This is a genomic window from Streptomyces xanthophaeus, assembly GCF_030440515.1.
GTDB lineage: Bacteria > Actinomycetota > Actinomycetes > Streptomycetales > Streptomycetaceae > Streptomyces > Streptomyces kutzneri.
The window spans coordinates 438,792-452,683 of sequence record NZ_CP076543.1 but is presented as its reverse complement, the minus strand read 5'-3'; the positions used below and the strand labels follow the sequence as shown (position 1 = coordinate 452,683).

The following is a 13,892-nucleotide window of genomic DNA, read 5'->3' as shown; positions in this document are numbered from 1 at the left end:
GGATCCTGTTCGTTCGTGATCATGTCTTGTGCGACGTGGGGATCCGACACACGGCCACTGGGCCCGGGGCCGCTTCGGCCCCGGGCCGGTCGGATCACTCTCCGGGGTCGACGGTGGGCCGGCGCAGCTGCACCTCAGCGCCTGTCTGCTTGAACGACTCCGCGGACACCGGTACGAGCAGCGCATCGCGGTGGAAGTCCCGCAGGTTGGTCGACCCGCAGCTGATCATCGTCGAGGTGAGCTTCGTCCGGGTCCGCTCCACGTTGTCGTACAGGCTGCCGGCGTAGGGCACGTAGCCGTCGACACCCTCCTCGAAGACCATCCGGCCGCGCTGGCCGTACCGGGCGGCGTTCTGGGCGCGCCGCGATCCCTCACCCCAGTACTCCTTGTACCACTGGTCGCCGATCTGCAGTTTCCGCGACGGGCTTTCGTCGAGCCGGGCGAAGTAGCGGCCGAGCATGATGAAGTCCGCCCCCATCGCCAGCGCTATCGCCATGTGTGAGTCGTTGAGCAGGCCGCCGTCGCAGCACAGCGGCACGTACACACCGGTTTCCTGGGCGTAGGCGTCGCGCGCCTGGACCACATCGAGCAGCGCGGAGGCCTGCCCGCGGCCGATGCCCTTCTGCGCCCGGGTGGTGCAGATGGCTCCGCCGCCGATCCCGACCTTCACGAACGCCGCGCCCGCATCGGCCAGGTAGCGGAAGGCCCTGCCGTCGACGACGTTCCCCGCGCCGACGAAAGCGTCATCCCCGTACGTCTCCCGGGCGAATTCGAGGGTCCTCGCCTGGTATACGGAATAGCCGTCGGAGGAGTCCAGACACAGCACGTCCGCGCCGGCCTCCAGCAGGGCGGGAATGCGGTCCTTGAAGTCACGGGAATTGATACCGGCACCCACCCGCAGGCGCTTTCCGCTGTCCACCGTCGCGCGGTGATACGTCTTGTGGGCCTGATAGTCCTTCTTGAGGACCAAGGAGACGACCCGGCCGTCCTCCAGCACCGGCAGAACGTCCAAGTGGTGCTGCCAGATCAGTTCGTTCGCCTCGGACAGGGAGACCGAGGCCGGCGCGGTGACCAGGCCGGCGCGGCCCCGCATCCGGTTGCCTGCGGTCTCGGAAGCCCCGTGACGCTCCACATGGAAGTCGTCGAGGCTGATGACCCCCAGGAACTCGCCGTCCGCGTCCCCGCTCTGCGTGACCACCGCCACGCCCTGCTCGGCCTCGGACAGCTGCCGGGCGACCTCACCGAGAGGCGTCTGCGGCGCCACGGTGATCTCGCTGGTCCGGAAGCCGGCCTTGTGCCGCTTCACCACCAGCACGTCCGCGGCCTGGTCCTCGATCTGCTGATTCTGGTGGATGAACGACAACCCGCCGACCTGCGCCAGCGCCACCGCCAGCGACGGTGACGACACCGCCTGCATGATGGCACTCACCATGGGCGTGGCGACCCGAATGGCCGGCTCCTCGCCGACCCGGTGACGCACCAGCGGCGCCCCGAGATCCACATGGTCCGGCGTGCAGTCTTCTGTGGTCAGGCCCGGGATGAGGAGGTATTCGCTCAGCGTACGAGAAATCTCGGGGAGGATTTTCACATGGTCTCCAGCAAGGAGCCTGCGCACCGATCGGCGAAGGACCGGCGGGGCTCGTACGGGCAGTACGGATCGGTGCCGGCCGGTGGCGCGCCGTCGGAAGAGGGCGCTCTGGAGATCCTCAGAGCGGGCGCACCCGGCAGAGCAGTGCTCGCATGCGCGGCCGAATCGGCGGCTGAGGCACGGCAGACCGGATCCTCCGCGCGGTGCTGCACAGGCGCTGACTTCCATTGCGCCATACGTGATCTTACCGCAGCGCCGAAGTCGGCTTCCCCTCCTCGCACTTGGCCGCCATGCCCCGGCCGTGCGCAGCACCGTCCGGCGCGAGTCAGCTCCGGAGGTTCTCCACCGCCGTGACCAGCGGGGCGAGTTCGGGTGTGCGTGAGGCCTCGTCCAAGGCCTCGCGCAGGGCGGTGTCATTGGTGGGGCGGGCCGCGGCCAGGAGGGTCAGGCCCGCCTCGCTGACGTCGGTGTAGATGCCCCGCCGGTCGGTGTCGCAGATGTAGCGGTTCAGCAGGCCGCGGTCCTCCAGCCTGCTCACCAGCCGGGTCGTCGCGCTCTGGCTGAGCACCACCGAATCGGCGACTTGGTGCATCCGCAGGTGCCCGCCCGGGCCGCTGTGCTGACGGCTGAGGACGTCGAGCAGCGAATACTCGCGCACGCTGAGGCCGTGGCCGGCCTGCAGGGCCCGTTCGATGTGCGCCTCGATCCGTCCGTGCAGGAGGGAAAGGGCGCACCAGCCCTGGGAGAGGGCGGTGAGCGCGCTGTCCGTGGCCGTCATGGGCTCCTCCGTCGAAGCGTCCCGGGCTGGAGTGTGTGACCACCAGGATAGTCCACATACGCAATATCCCGCGCTTGCAAATATCCCGCGTCTGCAATTAATGTGGACGCAGGCAAACGGCGACCGCAATCGATCGCCCCGGTCGGCCCAGGTCCCTCACCAGCACGCTCGACCGCGATCAGGCCGTCACCCCCGTGCACCCCGCACCACCCCCTCCCCTGAAGGACACCTCCCCCATGCCTCTCGCACTGCTCGCCCTCGCCATCGGGGCCTTCGGGATCGGCACCACCGAATTCGTGATCATGGGTCTGCTCCCCGAGGTCGCCGGCACGTACGGGGTCTCGATCCCCACCGCGGGCTTCCTGGTCACCGGCTACGCCCTCGGCGTCGTCCTCGGCGCGCCCCTCATGACCGTGCTCGGCACCCGCATCCCCCGCAAGCGCATGCTGATGCTGCTCATGGGCCTCTTCATCGCGGGCAACGTGCTCTCCGCCCTCGCCCCCGCCTTCGGCGTCATGCTCGCCGGCCGCGTCGTCGCCTCGCTCGCCCACGGCGCCTTCTTCGGCATCGGCGCGGTCGTCGCCGCCGGGCTCGTCGCCCCCGAGAGGAAGGCCGGCGCGATCGCCATGATGTTCACCGGACTGACGGTCGCCAACGTCGTCGGCGTCCCCCTCGGCACGTTCGTCGGACAGACCCTCGGCTGGCGCGTCACCTTCCTGATCGTCGCCGCGCTCGGCGTCGTCGGCCTGCTCGGCATCGCCCGGCTGGTACCCGAGCTGCCCCGGCCCGAGGGCGGGGTGCGGATCCGCCGCGAGCTCGCCGCCTTCCGCAACGTCCAGGTACTGCTCGCGATGGCGATGACCGTCCTCGGCTTCGGCGGCGTCTTCGCCGCGATCACCTACGTCACCCCGATGATGACCGACGTGGCCGGCTTCGCCGACTCCTCCGTCACCTGGCTCCTCGTCCTCTTCGGCCTGGGCATGGTCGCCGGCAACCTCATCGGCGGCCGCTACGCCGACCGCGCGCTGATGCCGATGCTGTACGTGGCCCTGGGCGCCCTCGCCGTCACCCTCGCCGTCTTCACCCTCACCGCCCACACCAAGGCAGGCGCGGCCGCCACCCTCGTACTGATCGGCGCCCTCGGCTTCGCCACCGTGCCGCCGCTCCAGAAGCGCGTCCTGGACCAGGCCGCCGGGGCGCCCACCCTGGCCTCGGCCGTCAACATCGGCGCCTTCAACCTCGGCAACGCCCTCGCCGCCTGGCTCGGCGGGCTCGTGATCGCCGCCGGATTCGGCTGGACCGCCCCCAACTGGGTCGGCGCGGCGCTGGCCGCCTCCGCCCTGGTGCTCGCCCTCGTCTCCGGCGCGCTGGAACGCCGTACGACGCGGCGCGCGGCCCGCGGCGGCGGCCGAGTCGCGGCCGGGTCGGCCGACGCACCCGAGGCCACCGTGGCCCTCCCCGCCCACCACTGATCCACCCCCTTCCCCCGTACGCACGCATCCCCGCCCGCAAGGAGAAACACCGCATGTCCGTCCCCGCCTCCACCACCGCCCGCACCGCCGTCGCCCCCCTGACCACCGAGGACGCCGAGCTGCTCGTCGCCACCGCCGGCGCTGCCGCCGAAGCGGCCGGGGCCACGGTCAGCGTCACCGTCCTCGACGCCGGCGGTCACCTGCTCGCCTTCCGCCGCGACGACCGCGCCGTACTGATCTCCGGCGAGACCAGCACCCGTAAGGCCTACACCGCACTCCAGCTGAACGCGCCCACCGCCGACCTCGTCGAAGCCGTCCGGCCCGGCGGCCCCTTCCACACCCTGCCCACGGCCCTCGACCGGCCCCTCCTGTTCATCGCGGGCGGGCTGCCCGTCCACCGCGACGGCCGCCTCATCGGCGCCATCGGTGTCGGCGGCGCCCCGGACCAGGACCACGGCTTCGCCGCCGCCGCGCGGGACGCCCTCGTCTGAGGCCGCCCCGGACCGCCGGGTCGCGCGCCCGTGTCCCCCGTGCCACGTTGGTACGGGGGACAGGGGCACATGATGAGCACACCGAGACGGCACACGAGGGTCCGCACCATCGCGACGGCAACGGTCGCCGCGCTGGTCACCCTTGCCCTGCCGGGCTGCACGGCCGCCTCGGACGAGGCGCGCGCCCGCGGCCCCGCCGACTCCTCCACCGCCTCCGCCTCCGCCACCTCCTCCGCGACGGCGGCGCGCCCGGCCGAAGCCGCCCCCACCCCCACGCCGACCCCGTCCTACCCCCTGTCCACCGCCCCGCGCACCATCCCGGCGGTACGGGAGCACGTACCCGCCCGCGGCCCCGGCTGGAAGCCCACCCCCGACGCCCGAGTGGTCGTCGCCCCGGACGACACCGCCGCGCTCGCCGACGAGGCCAAGCTGCTCGCCGGTGAACTGCGCATCGGATACGGGGAGTCGGCGGCGCCGCGGTCCGGGGATGTGGAGCTGTCCCTGGACGCGGGGGCCGCGGGAGGGCCCGAGTCGTACACCCTCGACGTCAAGGACGGCCGCGTCCGGATCAACGGCCCCGACCAGGCCGGGGTCTTCTACGGCACGCGCACCCTCAAGCAGGCGGTCAAGAGCGCCGGGTCGGCCCCCGAGGGCACGGTGCGCGACGCCCCCGCCAAGCCGCAGCGCGGCCTCAACCTCGACATAGCCCGCAAGTACTTCTCCCCGGACTGGATCGAGGACCGGCTGCGCGAGATGGCCGACCTCAAGCTCAACCAGCTCGGCCTGCACTTCTCCGACGACCAGGCCTTCCGCATCCAGTCCGACACGCACCCCGAGATCGTCTCCACCCCGCACCTCACCAAGGCCCAGGTGCGCCAGATCAACGCGCTCGCCGCCCGGCTGCACATCACGGTCGTTCCCGAGATCGACTCGCCCGGCCACCTCGGCGCGGTCCTGCGCGCCCACCCCGACCTCCAGCTGCGCGACACGCAGGGGCGGGCGGTCAAGGGAGCCGTGGACATATCGAACCCGGCATCCGCCAAGCTGGTGGACGAGCTGCTGCGCGAATACATCCCGCTCTTCCCCGGCGGGGCTTGGCACCTGGGCGCCGACGAGTACCAGGCGCTGGTCTACCGCGACCCGCAGGCCTCCTTCCCCCAGCTCGCCCGTGCCGCCCAGCAGCGTTACGGGCCCTCGGCGCGGGTGCAGGACCTGGCGACGGGCTGGCTGAACGACCGCGCCGACGTGGTCCGGCCGTCGGGGAAGGCGCTCAAGGCGTGGAACGACGGGTTCTTCGCGGGCGGGGTGACGAGCGCCGCCAAGGACATCCAGGTCGAGTACTGGACCGGCAAGGAGAACGGCGCCCGGCCGCCGCTGGAGTACCTGCGTGAAGGCCGCAAGCTCGTCAACCTCAACGACGAGTACCTCTACTACGTGCTGGGGGAGCCCAACCAGTTCACGTACCCCACCGGGAAGCGGATCTACGAACAGTGGACCCCGCTCGTACTGCGCGGCACGACCCCCGTCCCGGCCTCGTACGGGCCGCAGATCCTGGGCGGGCGCCTCGCGATCTGGAGCGACCTGGCCGGCGCCCAGACCCAGGACCAGGTGGCCGCGGGCATCCGGACCCCGCTGGCCGCGCTCTCCCAGAAGGTGTGGGACGCGCGCACCCCCCAGCTGCCCTGGACCGACTTCAAGGCCCTCGCCGACCGGCTCTGACCGCCCCCGGTGCCGTGCGGCTCTGCCTGCAGGCCTACAGCTGCCCCGAACGGTCGACGCGCTGCCGGCGGCGCTGGAGCCACTGGCCGGCCAGCGGCAGCGCCAGGACCACCGCCGACGTCCAGACGGCGGCGAAAACCCAGATCAGAAGCCGCGAGACGGTGACCGATGCCGCCACGAACAGCACCGCCGCCACCACACCGAGCAGCCAGGCGGCCACGGTGCGGTGACGCCGGTGCGACGTGGACCGCAGGATCCGGTCGAGGGAACGGTCACCCTTGAGTTCGGCCTCGATCGCGGAGAGGGCGCGCTGCTCGCGATCGGAGAGTCCGGCTCCGTCCATCACGACGTACCTCCGCCGGCTGCTGCCGTCGGGCGCGGGTCGCAGCCTCTGGCCGGGGAATACCCTGCCTGACGCGGTCCAACCCCCGGAGGACGCCGTGACTGCGGGCCCCGGTCACCAGATGGAGTTGACCCACTCCGGGTGGTCGATGAACGGGTTGCGGTTGTGCTGGAACTGGTCGAATATGACCTGGTTCCGGCGCTGCTCGAAAGCGTCCGGCGGGTCCATCTGGTTCCACTGCTTCAGCAGGCTGATCCGGCCGAAGAGGGGCGCGGAACCATTGTTGACCTTGTCGTTCAGCTCCAGGTCCGCGAAGCCGTCACCACCGTCGTAGCGGACGGCCATGTACAGCAGCATCCGCGCCACGTCGCCCTTGACGGCGTCACGCGGCTCGAAGGAGTCGGCGTCGGTCAGGCTGCCCGGCGCCTCGCTCACCGGGCTGCCGCCCTTGTCGAAGTCCTTGTTGCCGCGGGTGCTGTTGACGGTGACGTCCTCCGGACGCAGGTGGTGCAGGTCGGTGCCCGGGCCGGTGGCGGTGCCGAAGTCGCCGTGGCTCTTGGCCCAGACGTGCTCGCGGTTCCAGTCGTTGACCCCGCCGCCGTTCGTCGCCTTGGACTGCGAGCGGCCGGAGTAGACCAGGATGACGTTGTTGGGGTTCGCCGGGTCCTGGTCGGTCACCTTCAGGGCGTTCCACACACCCTCGTAGGTCACCTTCGACTGGTTCTTGATGATGTCGTGCAGGGCGGCCTTCAGCGCGGGCCCGGTCTTGCCCTGGGCGCTCGCGTAGTAGTCCGCGTACGGGTCCGCGGCGGCGGTCGCCGGGTTCTCCGTGGCGGCCGGGCGCTGCTGGCCGGCGGACGCGGCCGCCGGTACGGCGAACAGGGCGGCGGCGGCGAGGCCGGCCGCCCAGGGGGTCAGGCGCGAGATTCTCATCGGGTGGGGGGTACCTCTCCATACGCACCGTCCCCGCCCGGGGAATTGGCGGAGTGTCAGTGGCAGAGCGAGGGTCACATTGTCATGTGCCGAACAGGTGAAAACCATGTGTCGGGAGTGGGGGATCTTCGTGTGTGCCGGCCGCGCGCCGCGGGCAGGGTAGCGGTGGCCCCGGTGGGGCCGGAACGACCATGACCAGCCCGATCGGGAGCAGCCCATGGCAGTGAAGATCCTCATCGTGACCGGCGACGCGGCCGAGTCGCTGGAGGTCCTGTATCCGTACCAGCGCCTGCGCGAGGAGGGGTACGAGGTCCACATCGCGGCGCCGCAGGTGAAGAAACTGCGGTTCGTGGTCCACGACTTCGAGGAGGGCTTCGACACCTACACCGAGAAGCCCGGCTACACCTGGCCCGCAGACCTGGCCTTCGCGGACGTCGTCACCGAGGACTACGCAGCCCTGGTCGTCCCGGGCGGCCGGGCGCCGGAATACCTGCGCAACGACCCCGAAGTGCGCCGGATCCTGGCCGCCTTCGCGGAATCCGACAAGCCGATCGCCCAGATCTGCCACGGCCCGCTCATCACGGCCGCGGCCGGGGGTCTGGCCGGCCGCCGGGTGACCGCGTACCCGGCGCTGGAGCTGGACATGAAGGCGGCCGGGGCCGAGTTCGAGGACTCCGAGACCGTGGTCGACGGCACCCTGGTCTCGGCCCGGGCCTGGCCGGACCACTCGCGCTGGATGCGGGAGTTCCTGACGGTGCTGCGCGGCAAGGCCCCGGTGGCCTGAGCGGGGCCACGGATCACGGATCGAGGATCGCGGAACACACCGGCGGCCGTGCCCCCCCGTGAGGGGGGGCACGGCCGCCGGGTCGTGCCGCGCCGGAGGTCAGCTGACGGGAGTGATGGCGGGAGCCGGCTCGTACCGGTAGTTCTCGCCGAAGTTCTTCTTGACGGCCGTCTCCCAGGAGCCGTCCGCGACCATCTTCTTCAGCGCGTCGTTGATCTTGCGCTGGAGCTCCTTGTTGCCCTTCTTGACGCCGATGCCGTAGTTCTCGTTGCTCAGGTTCTGGCCGAGCAGCTTGAACTTGTTCTCGTTGCCCTTCCGGGCGGCGTACCCGGCCAGGATGGAGTTGTCGGTGGTCATGGCGTCGACCCGGCTCTCCTGGAGCGCGACGACGCAGTCCGCGTAGCCGGACATCTCCAGCAGGCCCGCCTTGGGGGCGAGGTTCTTGCGGAGGTTCTCGGCCGAGGTGGAGCCGGAGACCGAGCACAGGCTCTTCGAATTGAGGTCCTCGGCCTTGGTGATCGAAGCGTCGCCGGCACGCGTCAGCAGGTCCTGGTGCGCGACGAAGTACGGTCCGGCGAAGTCGACCTTCTCCTTGCGCTTGTCGTTGATCGAATAGCTCGCGACGACGAACTTGACCTCGTTGTACTGGAGCAGCAGTTCGCGGTCGTTGCTGTAGACCTGCTTGAATTCGATCTTGTCCGACTTGTAGCCGAGTTCCTTGGCCACGTAGGTCGCGACGTCCACGTCGAATCCGGTGAAGGTGCCGTCGGTCTCCCGCATGCCTATGCCGGGCTGGTCGAACTTGATGCCGATGGCGAGGGTCCCGTCCCCCTGGTCCCCATCGTCGAAGACGCCGCACCCGGAGGCGGTCAGGGCGATCGCGATCATTGCGGCGACCGCACCGGCCTGGGGAACCTTCATGCTGCACTCTTTCCTGGGCGAACGCGGGACGCGTCACCGGGATCGCCGGGGGCGTGTGGAACCGCGCGATTGTGGGGGACGTCGGGACGCGTGTACGAGGAAGCTAGGAAGCGGAACGGCTCACCGTCACTAGATTTGAGCAAAACTTGAGGATAACGATCCGGACAGCCGCAGATCGTGCGGTTGGCGCAGGTCGGAACGGGGGATAGGGGCGGGCGCGGGAACGGGTCCGGCGCGACGGGACGGAAATATGCCCCTCTTGGGCGAATAAGGGCAAATCCGTTTTGTCTGTACCGCGGAGTCGCGCGCGTCCGGGTACGGCGCTCGCCGGGCGGACGGCGACGGCCGGGCCCGGTGGCCGAACAGGCCGGAATGGCCGGAAACGTACGATCGTTCGGGCCGGGCCGGGGGGTGCGTGGGATCATGGCCGCGCAATGCCCGTGAACGAAGGGGGAGTTCGGTGACCGGTGTACGCAAAGGGCTGGCCAAGGTGGAGTTCGCGCTGCGGTGGGACCCCAGCCCGACGGGCACGCCCGCGAACGACCTCGACATCGTCGCCGCGGTCTACGGCGCCGCGGACCTCCACGGGGCGCCCGTCCAGCTCGTGCACTTCGGCAGCCGGTCCCCCGACGGAACCATCACCTTGAACCGGGACAGCCACACCGGCCAGGGCTTCGGCTTCGACGAGGTGATGACCATCGAGCTGGACCGGATGGCGCCGGAGTCGGGCCGGGTGGTGGTCGGTGTGGTCATCCAGAACGCCGACGCCGGCGGCGCGGGCCGCACGAAGACCTTCGCCGACATCGGCGGCACCGGATTCCGGATCCGCGAGGGCCACACCGACCTCGCCCAGGGTGACTTCGCGTCCGTGACGGCCGCCACAGCGGCCACCGTCGCCGAGTTCGGCCGTGACGCCTCGGGAACCTGGTCCTTCGAGCTGCGGCTGCACGGATTCGACGTCGACCCGGAGGTGTTCGCCCGGACCATGGGCGCGCTCCGCTGACGCAGGCCGGGCCGGTGCGGGGCTGTCCGGGCCGGTGCGGAGCCGCGCGGACCGGGCGGCGGCCACTCCTGGGGTGAGTGGTCGCCGCCCGGTCCGGGTGGCGGCCACTCCTGGGGTGAGTGGTCGCCGCCCGGTCCGGGTGGCGCGCTGCCGCCGTCCCCACGAGGCAGCGCGGGCGGGTCGCCGTCAGGTCATCAGGACGGCGCCCCGCCGGTTCAGGGGGCCTGACCGGCCGGGGGGCCGGTGGGGTGGGAAGGCGTGAGACCCAGGGACGGGAGCATCACGGCGTCGACGAACCGGACCAGGTAGTCGGCGTCCGCGTACCGCCCCTCCAGCACCGGCCGGATCCTGAGCACGCCCATCAGCTGGGCGGGCAGGAACTCCACGGCCGGATGGTCCGCGGCGATCTCGCCGCGCGCCACCGCCCGCCCGACCATCTCGGCGAACGCGGCCAGCTCCGGCTCGACCAGCGCCTCGCGCAGGGCGGCCTGGAGTTCTTCGTCGCTGAGGACGGCGTGCCCGAGGGCCTGCGTCAGCCGGGTGTCCCTGCCCGAGGTCCCGGCCGCGATCCGGGCCGCCTCGCGCAGATCGCCGGCCAGTGACCCGGTGTCCACCGCGACGAGGGTGCCGCGGCGGCCCGCGCGCAGGGCCGCCGCGACGAGCCGGGGCTTGGTCCTCCACTGCCGGTAGAGCGTCGACTTGCCGCAGCTGGCCCGGGCGGCCACGCCCTCCATGGTCAGGGCCTCGTAGCCGTACTCGCGCAGCTGCTCCAGGACGGCGTCGTAGAACTCCTGCTCACGCTCCGGTGTGATCTTGGAGCGGCGCGCGGGGGTCGGTGTGGACGTCATGGATGCGGCTCTCCTCGGGGGCGCCTCGGCGGCAGGTTCCACTACGGAAGTGTACGGGAACGCGACCGTATCGGTACACCAGCGTATCGATACGCCAATGTATCGATACACTGGCGTGTCGCTGTGCGCGCAAACAGGAAGAGAGACCGGGGGATGAGCTCCCACACCACACCTGCCGGGCCGGCAGCCGGACCGAGAGCCGCGCGCCGCCGCCTCATACGCGAGCTGCTGCTCGTCGCGGGCTTCTTCACCGTCTACAAGGCGGGCCGGCTGCTCTCGACCGACCGCACCGACGAGGCCTTCCGCAACGCGGCGCGCCTATGGGACGCCGAGCGCTTCCTCCACCTGCCCGGCGAGGGCGCGGTACAGCGGCTGCTGCTGCACGGGGACGCCCTCGTCACCACCGCGAACACCTACTACGCGGGCGTCCACTTCCCCGCGACCGCGCTCTTCCTGATCTGGCTGTACGTCCGGCGCCCCGCCCACTACCTGTGGACCCGCCGCGTGCTCGCCGGACTCACCGGAGCCGCCCTCGCCCTGCACCTGGCCTTCCCGCTCGCGCCCCCGCGCCTGCTCGACGCCGCGCAGCTCATCGACACCGCACAGGTCTACGGACCCACCGTCTACAAGGCCGCACCGGCCGAGGACACCCTGGCGAACCAGTTCGCCGCCATGCCCTCACTGCACTTCGGCTGGGCGCTGATGCTCGCGCTCGGCATGATCGCCGCCACCTCCTCGCGGTGGCGCTTCCTGTGGCTGCTGCACCCGCTGCTGACCCTGCTCGTGATAGTCGGCACCGCCAACCACTACTGGCTCGACGCCGCCGTGGCCGCCGTCCTGCTGGGGGCGGCCCTGCTGCTCATCCCGAAGCCGCGAACCGGCGAGCCCGAACCGGGCCCGGGCGCGGACCGGGGAACGGGCTCGACACCCGGCCACGACATCCCCGTACAAAGCCTGCCGCGCCCTCGGAGCGCGGACGCGGCCGTAGGAGCCGGACGATGAACGACACCACCCTCGCGGTCGGACTCTGCCTGGCTTCGGCCGTGGCCTACGCGGCCGCCGCCGTCGCCCAGGAACGGCTCGCCCGGGCCGCCGTCGCGCGCACCGCCAAGGCCCTGCTGGGCTCCGGTGCCTGGTGGTGGTCGGCCGGGCTGAACGCCGCCGCCGCGCTGCTGCACGCGGCGGCCCTGCGGTACGGCCCCCTCACCCTGGTGCAGCCGCTCGGCGCGCTCACCCTGGTGGCCGCCGTTCCGCTGGGGGCGCGCAGGTCCGGGCGGCGGGTGGCGGCCACCGAATGGCGGGGCACCCTGGCCACCGTCACGGGTCTGGGCCTGCTGCTGCTCCCGGCCTCCGGGCCGGCCCCCGACGACACCCTCACGCTGATCGAGGCGCTGGCCGTCTCCGGCGCGACCCTCGCCGTGATCCTGATGCTGACCGCGGACAAGGACCCGCGCTCGGGCCTGCGCCATGCGACCGCCTCCGGGCTGGCCTCCGCGGCGGCCTCCGCCCTGACCCAGACGGTCGCCGTCGCGGCCGGTCGCGGCGGAGCCCTGCTCAGCGTCCGGGTCGTCTCCGTGGCCCTGCTCGTCATGGTGTTCGCCGTCGGCGGGATGCTGCTGTCGCAGCGGGCCTACCGCGGCGGACTGGGCGCCCCGCTGGCCGTGGTGAACCTCGCCAACCCGCTGGCCGCGGCCGCCATCGGCATGGTCCTGCTCGGCGAACGGCTGCAGGGCGGAGTGCCGGGGCTGCTGCTGGCCGGCGCCGGAGCCTTCCTGGCGGCGCGCGGGGTGGTCCTGCTCACCCGGACGCCCTCCACCGGCGCGGGTCCGGGCGCCGGCCCCGCCACGGGCGCCGAGCTCCCCGTACCGGCCGGCCGCGTCGCGGTCTGAGCGGCGGAGAACCGATCCGCCCCCGGGCGCGTCCTCCGAGGAGAACGCCCGAACGACGGAACGACCGAAGCGGAGTGACTGGACATGGGGATCGTCAGCTGGATCATCCTGGGACTGCTGGCCGGCGGCATCGCCAAGGTCCTGCTGCCCGGCCGGGATCCCGGCGGCCTGATCGGGACCACCCTCATCGGCGTCGCCGGAGCCTTCATCGGCGGCTGGCTGTCGGCGAAGGTCCTGGACAAGCCCATCCAGACCGAGTTCTTCGACCTCGCCACCTGGGGCTCCGCCATCGCGGGCTCACTGGTCCTGCTGATCGGCTACCGCATCCTGTTCGGCAACTCCCGCAACTGACGCGGCCCCGCACGGTCCGGGCCCAGTCCGCCCGGCCACCCAGTCCGCCCGGCCACCCAGTCCGCCCGGCTACCCAGTCCGCCCGTCCGTCCGCCCGGCCGTCACGTTCCGGCCGATCCGGGCCGCCCGAGCCGCGTCCCCGAGACACCTCGCCGCGCCGTACGACCGGCCGATTACGCTGGCCGCACCACCGCGACATATGCGCACGAGCAGCGAGGAAACCGGTAGCCGGATGAGTGTCACCCCCGTCCCCACAGCCGACCTGTACGACGAGTACGGCGAGTCCCTGGCCATCTGTGCCACCGGGTTCCGCCAGTTCGGCGGCCGCCGGCTGTTCGCCGGCCCCGTACGCACCGTGCGCTGCCACGAGGACAACGCGCTGCTGCGCACCCTCCTCCACACGCCGGGCGAGGGCGCGGTCCTCGTCGTGGACGGCGGCGGCTCGCCGCGTACCGCCCTCGTCGGCGACCTCATCGCGGGCGCGGCCGAGGCCAACGGCTGGGCCGGTCTGATCATCAACGGCTCGGTCCGCGACAGCGTCGCGCTCGGCGGGCTCGACCTCGGTATCAAGGCGCTCGGCACGGTCCCCCGCAAGAGCGGCAAGACCGGCGACGGCGCGGTCGACGAGCCCGTCACCATCGGCGACGTCACCTTCCGCGCCGGGGACACCGTCCACGCGGACGACGACGGCGTGGTCGTCCTGCCCCGCTGAGGTCCGGACCGCCGGCGTCCGGACCGGAGCCGGCGGGGCCGGCGCGGTTCAGAACCGGCC

At 71.8% G+C, this 13,892-nt stretch carries 15 protein-coding genes; 9 read left to right on the top strand and 6 right to left on the bottom strand.

Annotated features, from left to right (window positions below; genetic code table 11):
• Window positions 1-94 precede the first annotated feature (94 nt).
• Window positions 95-1,588 (bottom strand): IMP dehydrogenase, encoded by a 1,494-nt coding sequence (locus tag KO717_RS02050; protein ID WP_301364041.1) that lies wholly within the window; start codon window positions 1,586-1,588, stop codon window positions 95-97.
• A gap of 325 nt (window positions 1,589-1,913) precedes the next feature.
• Window positions 1,914-2,366: a MarR family winged helix-turn-helix transcriptional regulator gene (locus KO717_RS02045; RefSeq protein WP_301364040.1), complete on the bottom strand. Its 453-nt coding sequence runs from the start codon at window positions 2,364-2,366 to the stop codon at window positions 1,914-1,916.
• A gap of 236 nt (window positions 2,367-2,602) precedes the next feature.
• Here KO717_RS02045 and KO717_RS02040 point away from each other — a divergent pair, with 236 nt between their 5' ends.
• From KO717_RS02040 to KO717_RS02030, 3 genes are all read left to right on the top strand, one after another.
• Window positions 2,603-3,838, top strand: a complete 1,236-nt coding sequence (locus tag KO717_RS02040; protein WP_301364039.1) for an MFS transporter — start codon at window positions 2,603-2,605, stop codon at window positions 3,836-3,838.
• A 53-nt stretch (window positions 3,839-3,891) separates the two neighbouring features.
• Window positions 3,892-4,329, top strand: a complete 438-nt coding sequence (locus tag KO717_RS02035) for a GlcG/HbpS family heme-binding protein (RefSeq protein WP_301364038.1) — start codon at window positions 3,892-3,894, stop codon at window positions 4,327-4,329.
• A 72-nt stretch (window positions 4,330-4,401) separates the two neighbouring features.
• On the top strand, window positions 4,402-6,048 hold the full coding sequence (locus KO717_RS02030; protein ID WP_301364037.1) for a beta-N-acetylhexosaminidase: 1,647 nt from the start codon (window positions 4,402-4,404) through the stop codon (window positions 6,046-6,048).
• A gap of 34 nt (window positions 6,049-6,082) precedes the next feature.
• Here the strand turns inward: KO717_RS02030 and KO717_RS02025 are convergent, their stop codons facing one another.
• Together KO717_RS02025 and KO717_RS02020 are read right to left on the bottom strand one after the other, a co-directional pair.
• Window positions 6,083-6,391 carry a DUF3040 domain-containing protein gene (locus tag KO717_RS02025; RefSeq protein WP_301364036.1) on the bottom strand — a complete coding sequence of 103 codons (309 nt, stop codon included), beginning with the start codon at window positions 6,389-6,391 and terminating at the stop codon, window positions 6,083-6,085.
• Window positions 6,392-6,505: 114 nt separating this feature from the next.
• Window positions 6,506-7,324, bottom strand: coding sequence for an endonuclease I family protein (locus KO717_RS02020; protein WP_301364035.1), 819 nt, complete (start codon window positions 7,322-7,324; stop codon window positions 6,506-6,508).
• A 217-nt stretch (window positions 7,325-7,541) separates the two neighbouring features.
• Here KO717_RS02020 and KO717_RS02015 point away from each other — a divergent pair, with 217 nt between their 5' ends.
• Window positions 7,542-8,108 (top strand): DJ-1/PfpI family protein, encoded by a 567-nt coding sequence (locus KO717_RS02015; RefSeq protein WP_202197863.1) that lies wholly within the window; start codon window positions 7,542-7,544, stop codon window positions 8,106-8,108.
• 99 nt (window positions 8,109-8,207) lie between these two features.
• Here the strand turns inward: KO717_RS02015 and KO717_RS02010 are convergent, their stop codons facing one another.
• Complete coding sequence (locus KO717_RS02010; protein ID WP_301364034.1) at window positions 8,208-9,029, bottom strand: glutamate ABC transporter substrate-binding protein; 822 nt, start codon at window positions 9,027-9,029, stop codon at window positions 8,208-8,210.
• A gap of 460 nt (window positions 9,030-9,489) precedes the next feature.
• On the opposite strand from KO717_RS02010, the gene KO717_RS02005 reads away from it, so the two are divergent.
• Window positions 9,490-10,032: a TerD family protein gene (locus KO717_RS02005; RefSeq protein WP_301364033.1), complete on the top strand. Its 543-nt coding sequence runs from the start codon at window positions 9,490-9,492 to the stop codon at window positions 10,030-10,032.
• 215 nt (window positions 10,033-10,247) lie between these two features.
• Here the strand turns inward: KO717_RS02005 and KO717_RS02000 are convergent, their stop codons facing one another.
• Entirely contained in the window at window positions 10,248-10,880 is a 633-nt protein-coding gene (locus KO717_RS02000) for a TetR/AcrR family transcriptional regulator (RefSeq protein ID WP_301364032.1), read from the bottom strand.
• 153 nt (window positions 10,881-11,033) lie between these two features.
• On the opposite strand from KO717_RS02000, the gene KO717_RS01995 reads away from it, so the two are divergent.
• The 4 genes from KO717_RS01995 to rraA all read left to right on the top strand — a co-directional run bounded on the left by KO717_RS01995 (window position 11,034) and on the right by rraA (window position 13,832).
• Window positions 11,034-11,882, top strand: a complete 849-nt coding sequence (locus tag KO717_RS01995) for a phosphatase PAP2 family protein (RefSeq protein ID WP_301364031.1) — start codon at window positions 11,034-11,036, stop codon at window positions 11,880-11,882.
• Entirely contained in the window at window positions 11,879-12,769 is an 891-nt protein-coding gene (locus KO717_RS01990; protein ID WP_301364030.1) for a hypothetical protein, read from the top strand. The genes KO717_RS01995 and KO717_RS01990 overlap by 4 nt, the downstream gene beginning before the upstream one ends.
• An 84-nt stretch (window positions 12,770-12,853) precedes the next feature.
• Window positions 12,854-13,120, top strand: coding sequence for a GlsB/YeaQ/YmgE family stress response membrane protein (locus KO717_RS01985; RefSeq protein WP_189744401.1), 267 nt, complete (start codon window positions 12,854-12,856; stop codon window positions 13,118-13,120).
• A 232-nt stretch (window positions 13,121-13,352) separates the two neighbouring features.
• Window positions 13,353-13,832 carry a ribonuclease E activity regulator RraA gene (gene rraA / locus KO717_RS01980; RefSeq protein ID WP_301364029.1) on the top strand — a complete coding sequence of 160 codons (480 nt, stop codon included), beginning with the start codon at window positions 13,353-13,355 and terminating at the stop codon, window positions 13,830-13,832.
• The last annotated feature ends 60 nt before the right edge of the window (window positions 13,833-13,892 follow it).

Coding starts and splice junctions, on each gene's coding strand:
- KO717_RS02040 (WP_301364039.1), top strand. CDS start 2,603: ATGCCTCTCGCACTGCTCGCCCTCGCCATCGGGGCCTTCGGGATCGGC.
- KO717_RS02045 (WP_301364040.1), bottom strand. CDS start 2,366: ATGACGGCCACGGACAGCGCGCTCACCGCCCTCTCCCAGGGCTGGTGC.
- KO717_RS02010 (WP_301364034.1), bottom strand. CDS start 9,029: ATGAAGGTTCCCCAGGCCGGTGCGGTCGCCGCAATGATCGCGATCGCC.
- KO717_RS01985 (WP_189744401.1), top strand. CDS start 12,854: ATGGGGATCGTCAGCTGGATCATCCTGGGACTGCTGGCCGGCGGCATC.
- KO717_RS02020 (WP_301364035.1), bottom strand. CDS start 7,324: ATGAGAATCTCGCGCCTGACCCCCTGGGCGGCCGGCCTCGCCGCCGCC.
- rraA (WP_301364029.1), top strand. CDS start 13,353: ATGAGTGTCACCCCCGTCCCCACAGCCGACCTGTACGACGAGTACGGC.
- KO717_RS01995 (WP_301364031.1), top strand. CDS start 11,034: ATGAGCTCCCACACCACACCTGCCGGGCCGGCAGCCGGACCGAGAGCC.
- KO717_RS02000 (WP_301364032.1), bottom strand. CDS start 10,880: ATGACGTCCACACCGACCCCCGCGCGCCGCTCCAAGATCACACCGGAG.
- KO717_RS02025 (WP_301364036.1), bottom strand. CDS start 6,391: ATGGACGGAGCCGGACTCTCCGATCGCGAGCAGCGCGCCCTCTCCGCG.
- KO717_RS02035 (WP_301364038.1), top strand. CDS start 3,892: ATGTCCGTCCCCGCCTCCACCACCGCCCGCACCGCCGTCGCCCCCCTG.
- KO717_RS02015 (WP_202197863.1), top strand. CDS start 7,542: ATGGCAGTGAAGATCCTCATCGTGACCGGCGACGCGGCCGAGTCGCTG.
- KO717_RS01990 (WP_301364030.1), top strand. CDS start 11,879: ATGAACGACACCACCCTCGCGGTCGGACTCTGCCTGGCTTCGGCCGTG.
- KO717_RS02030 (WP_301364037.1), top strand. CDS start 4,402: ATGAGCACACCGAGACGGCACACGAGGGTCCGCACCATCGCGACGGCA.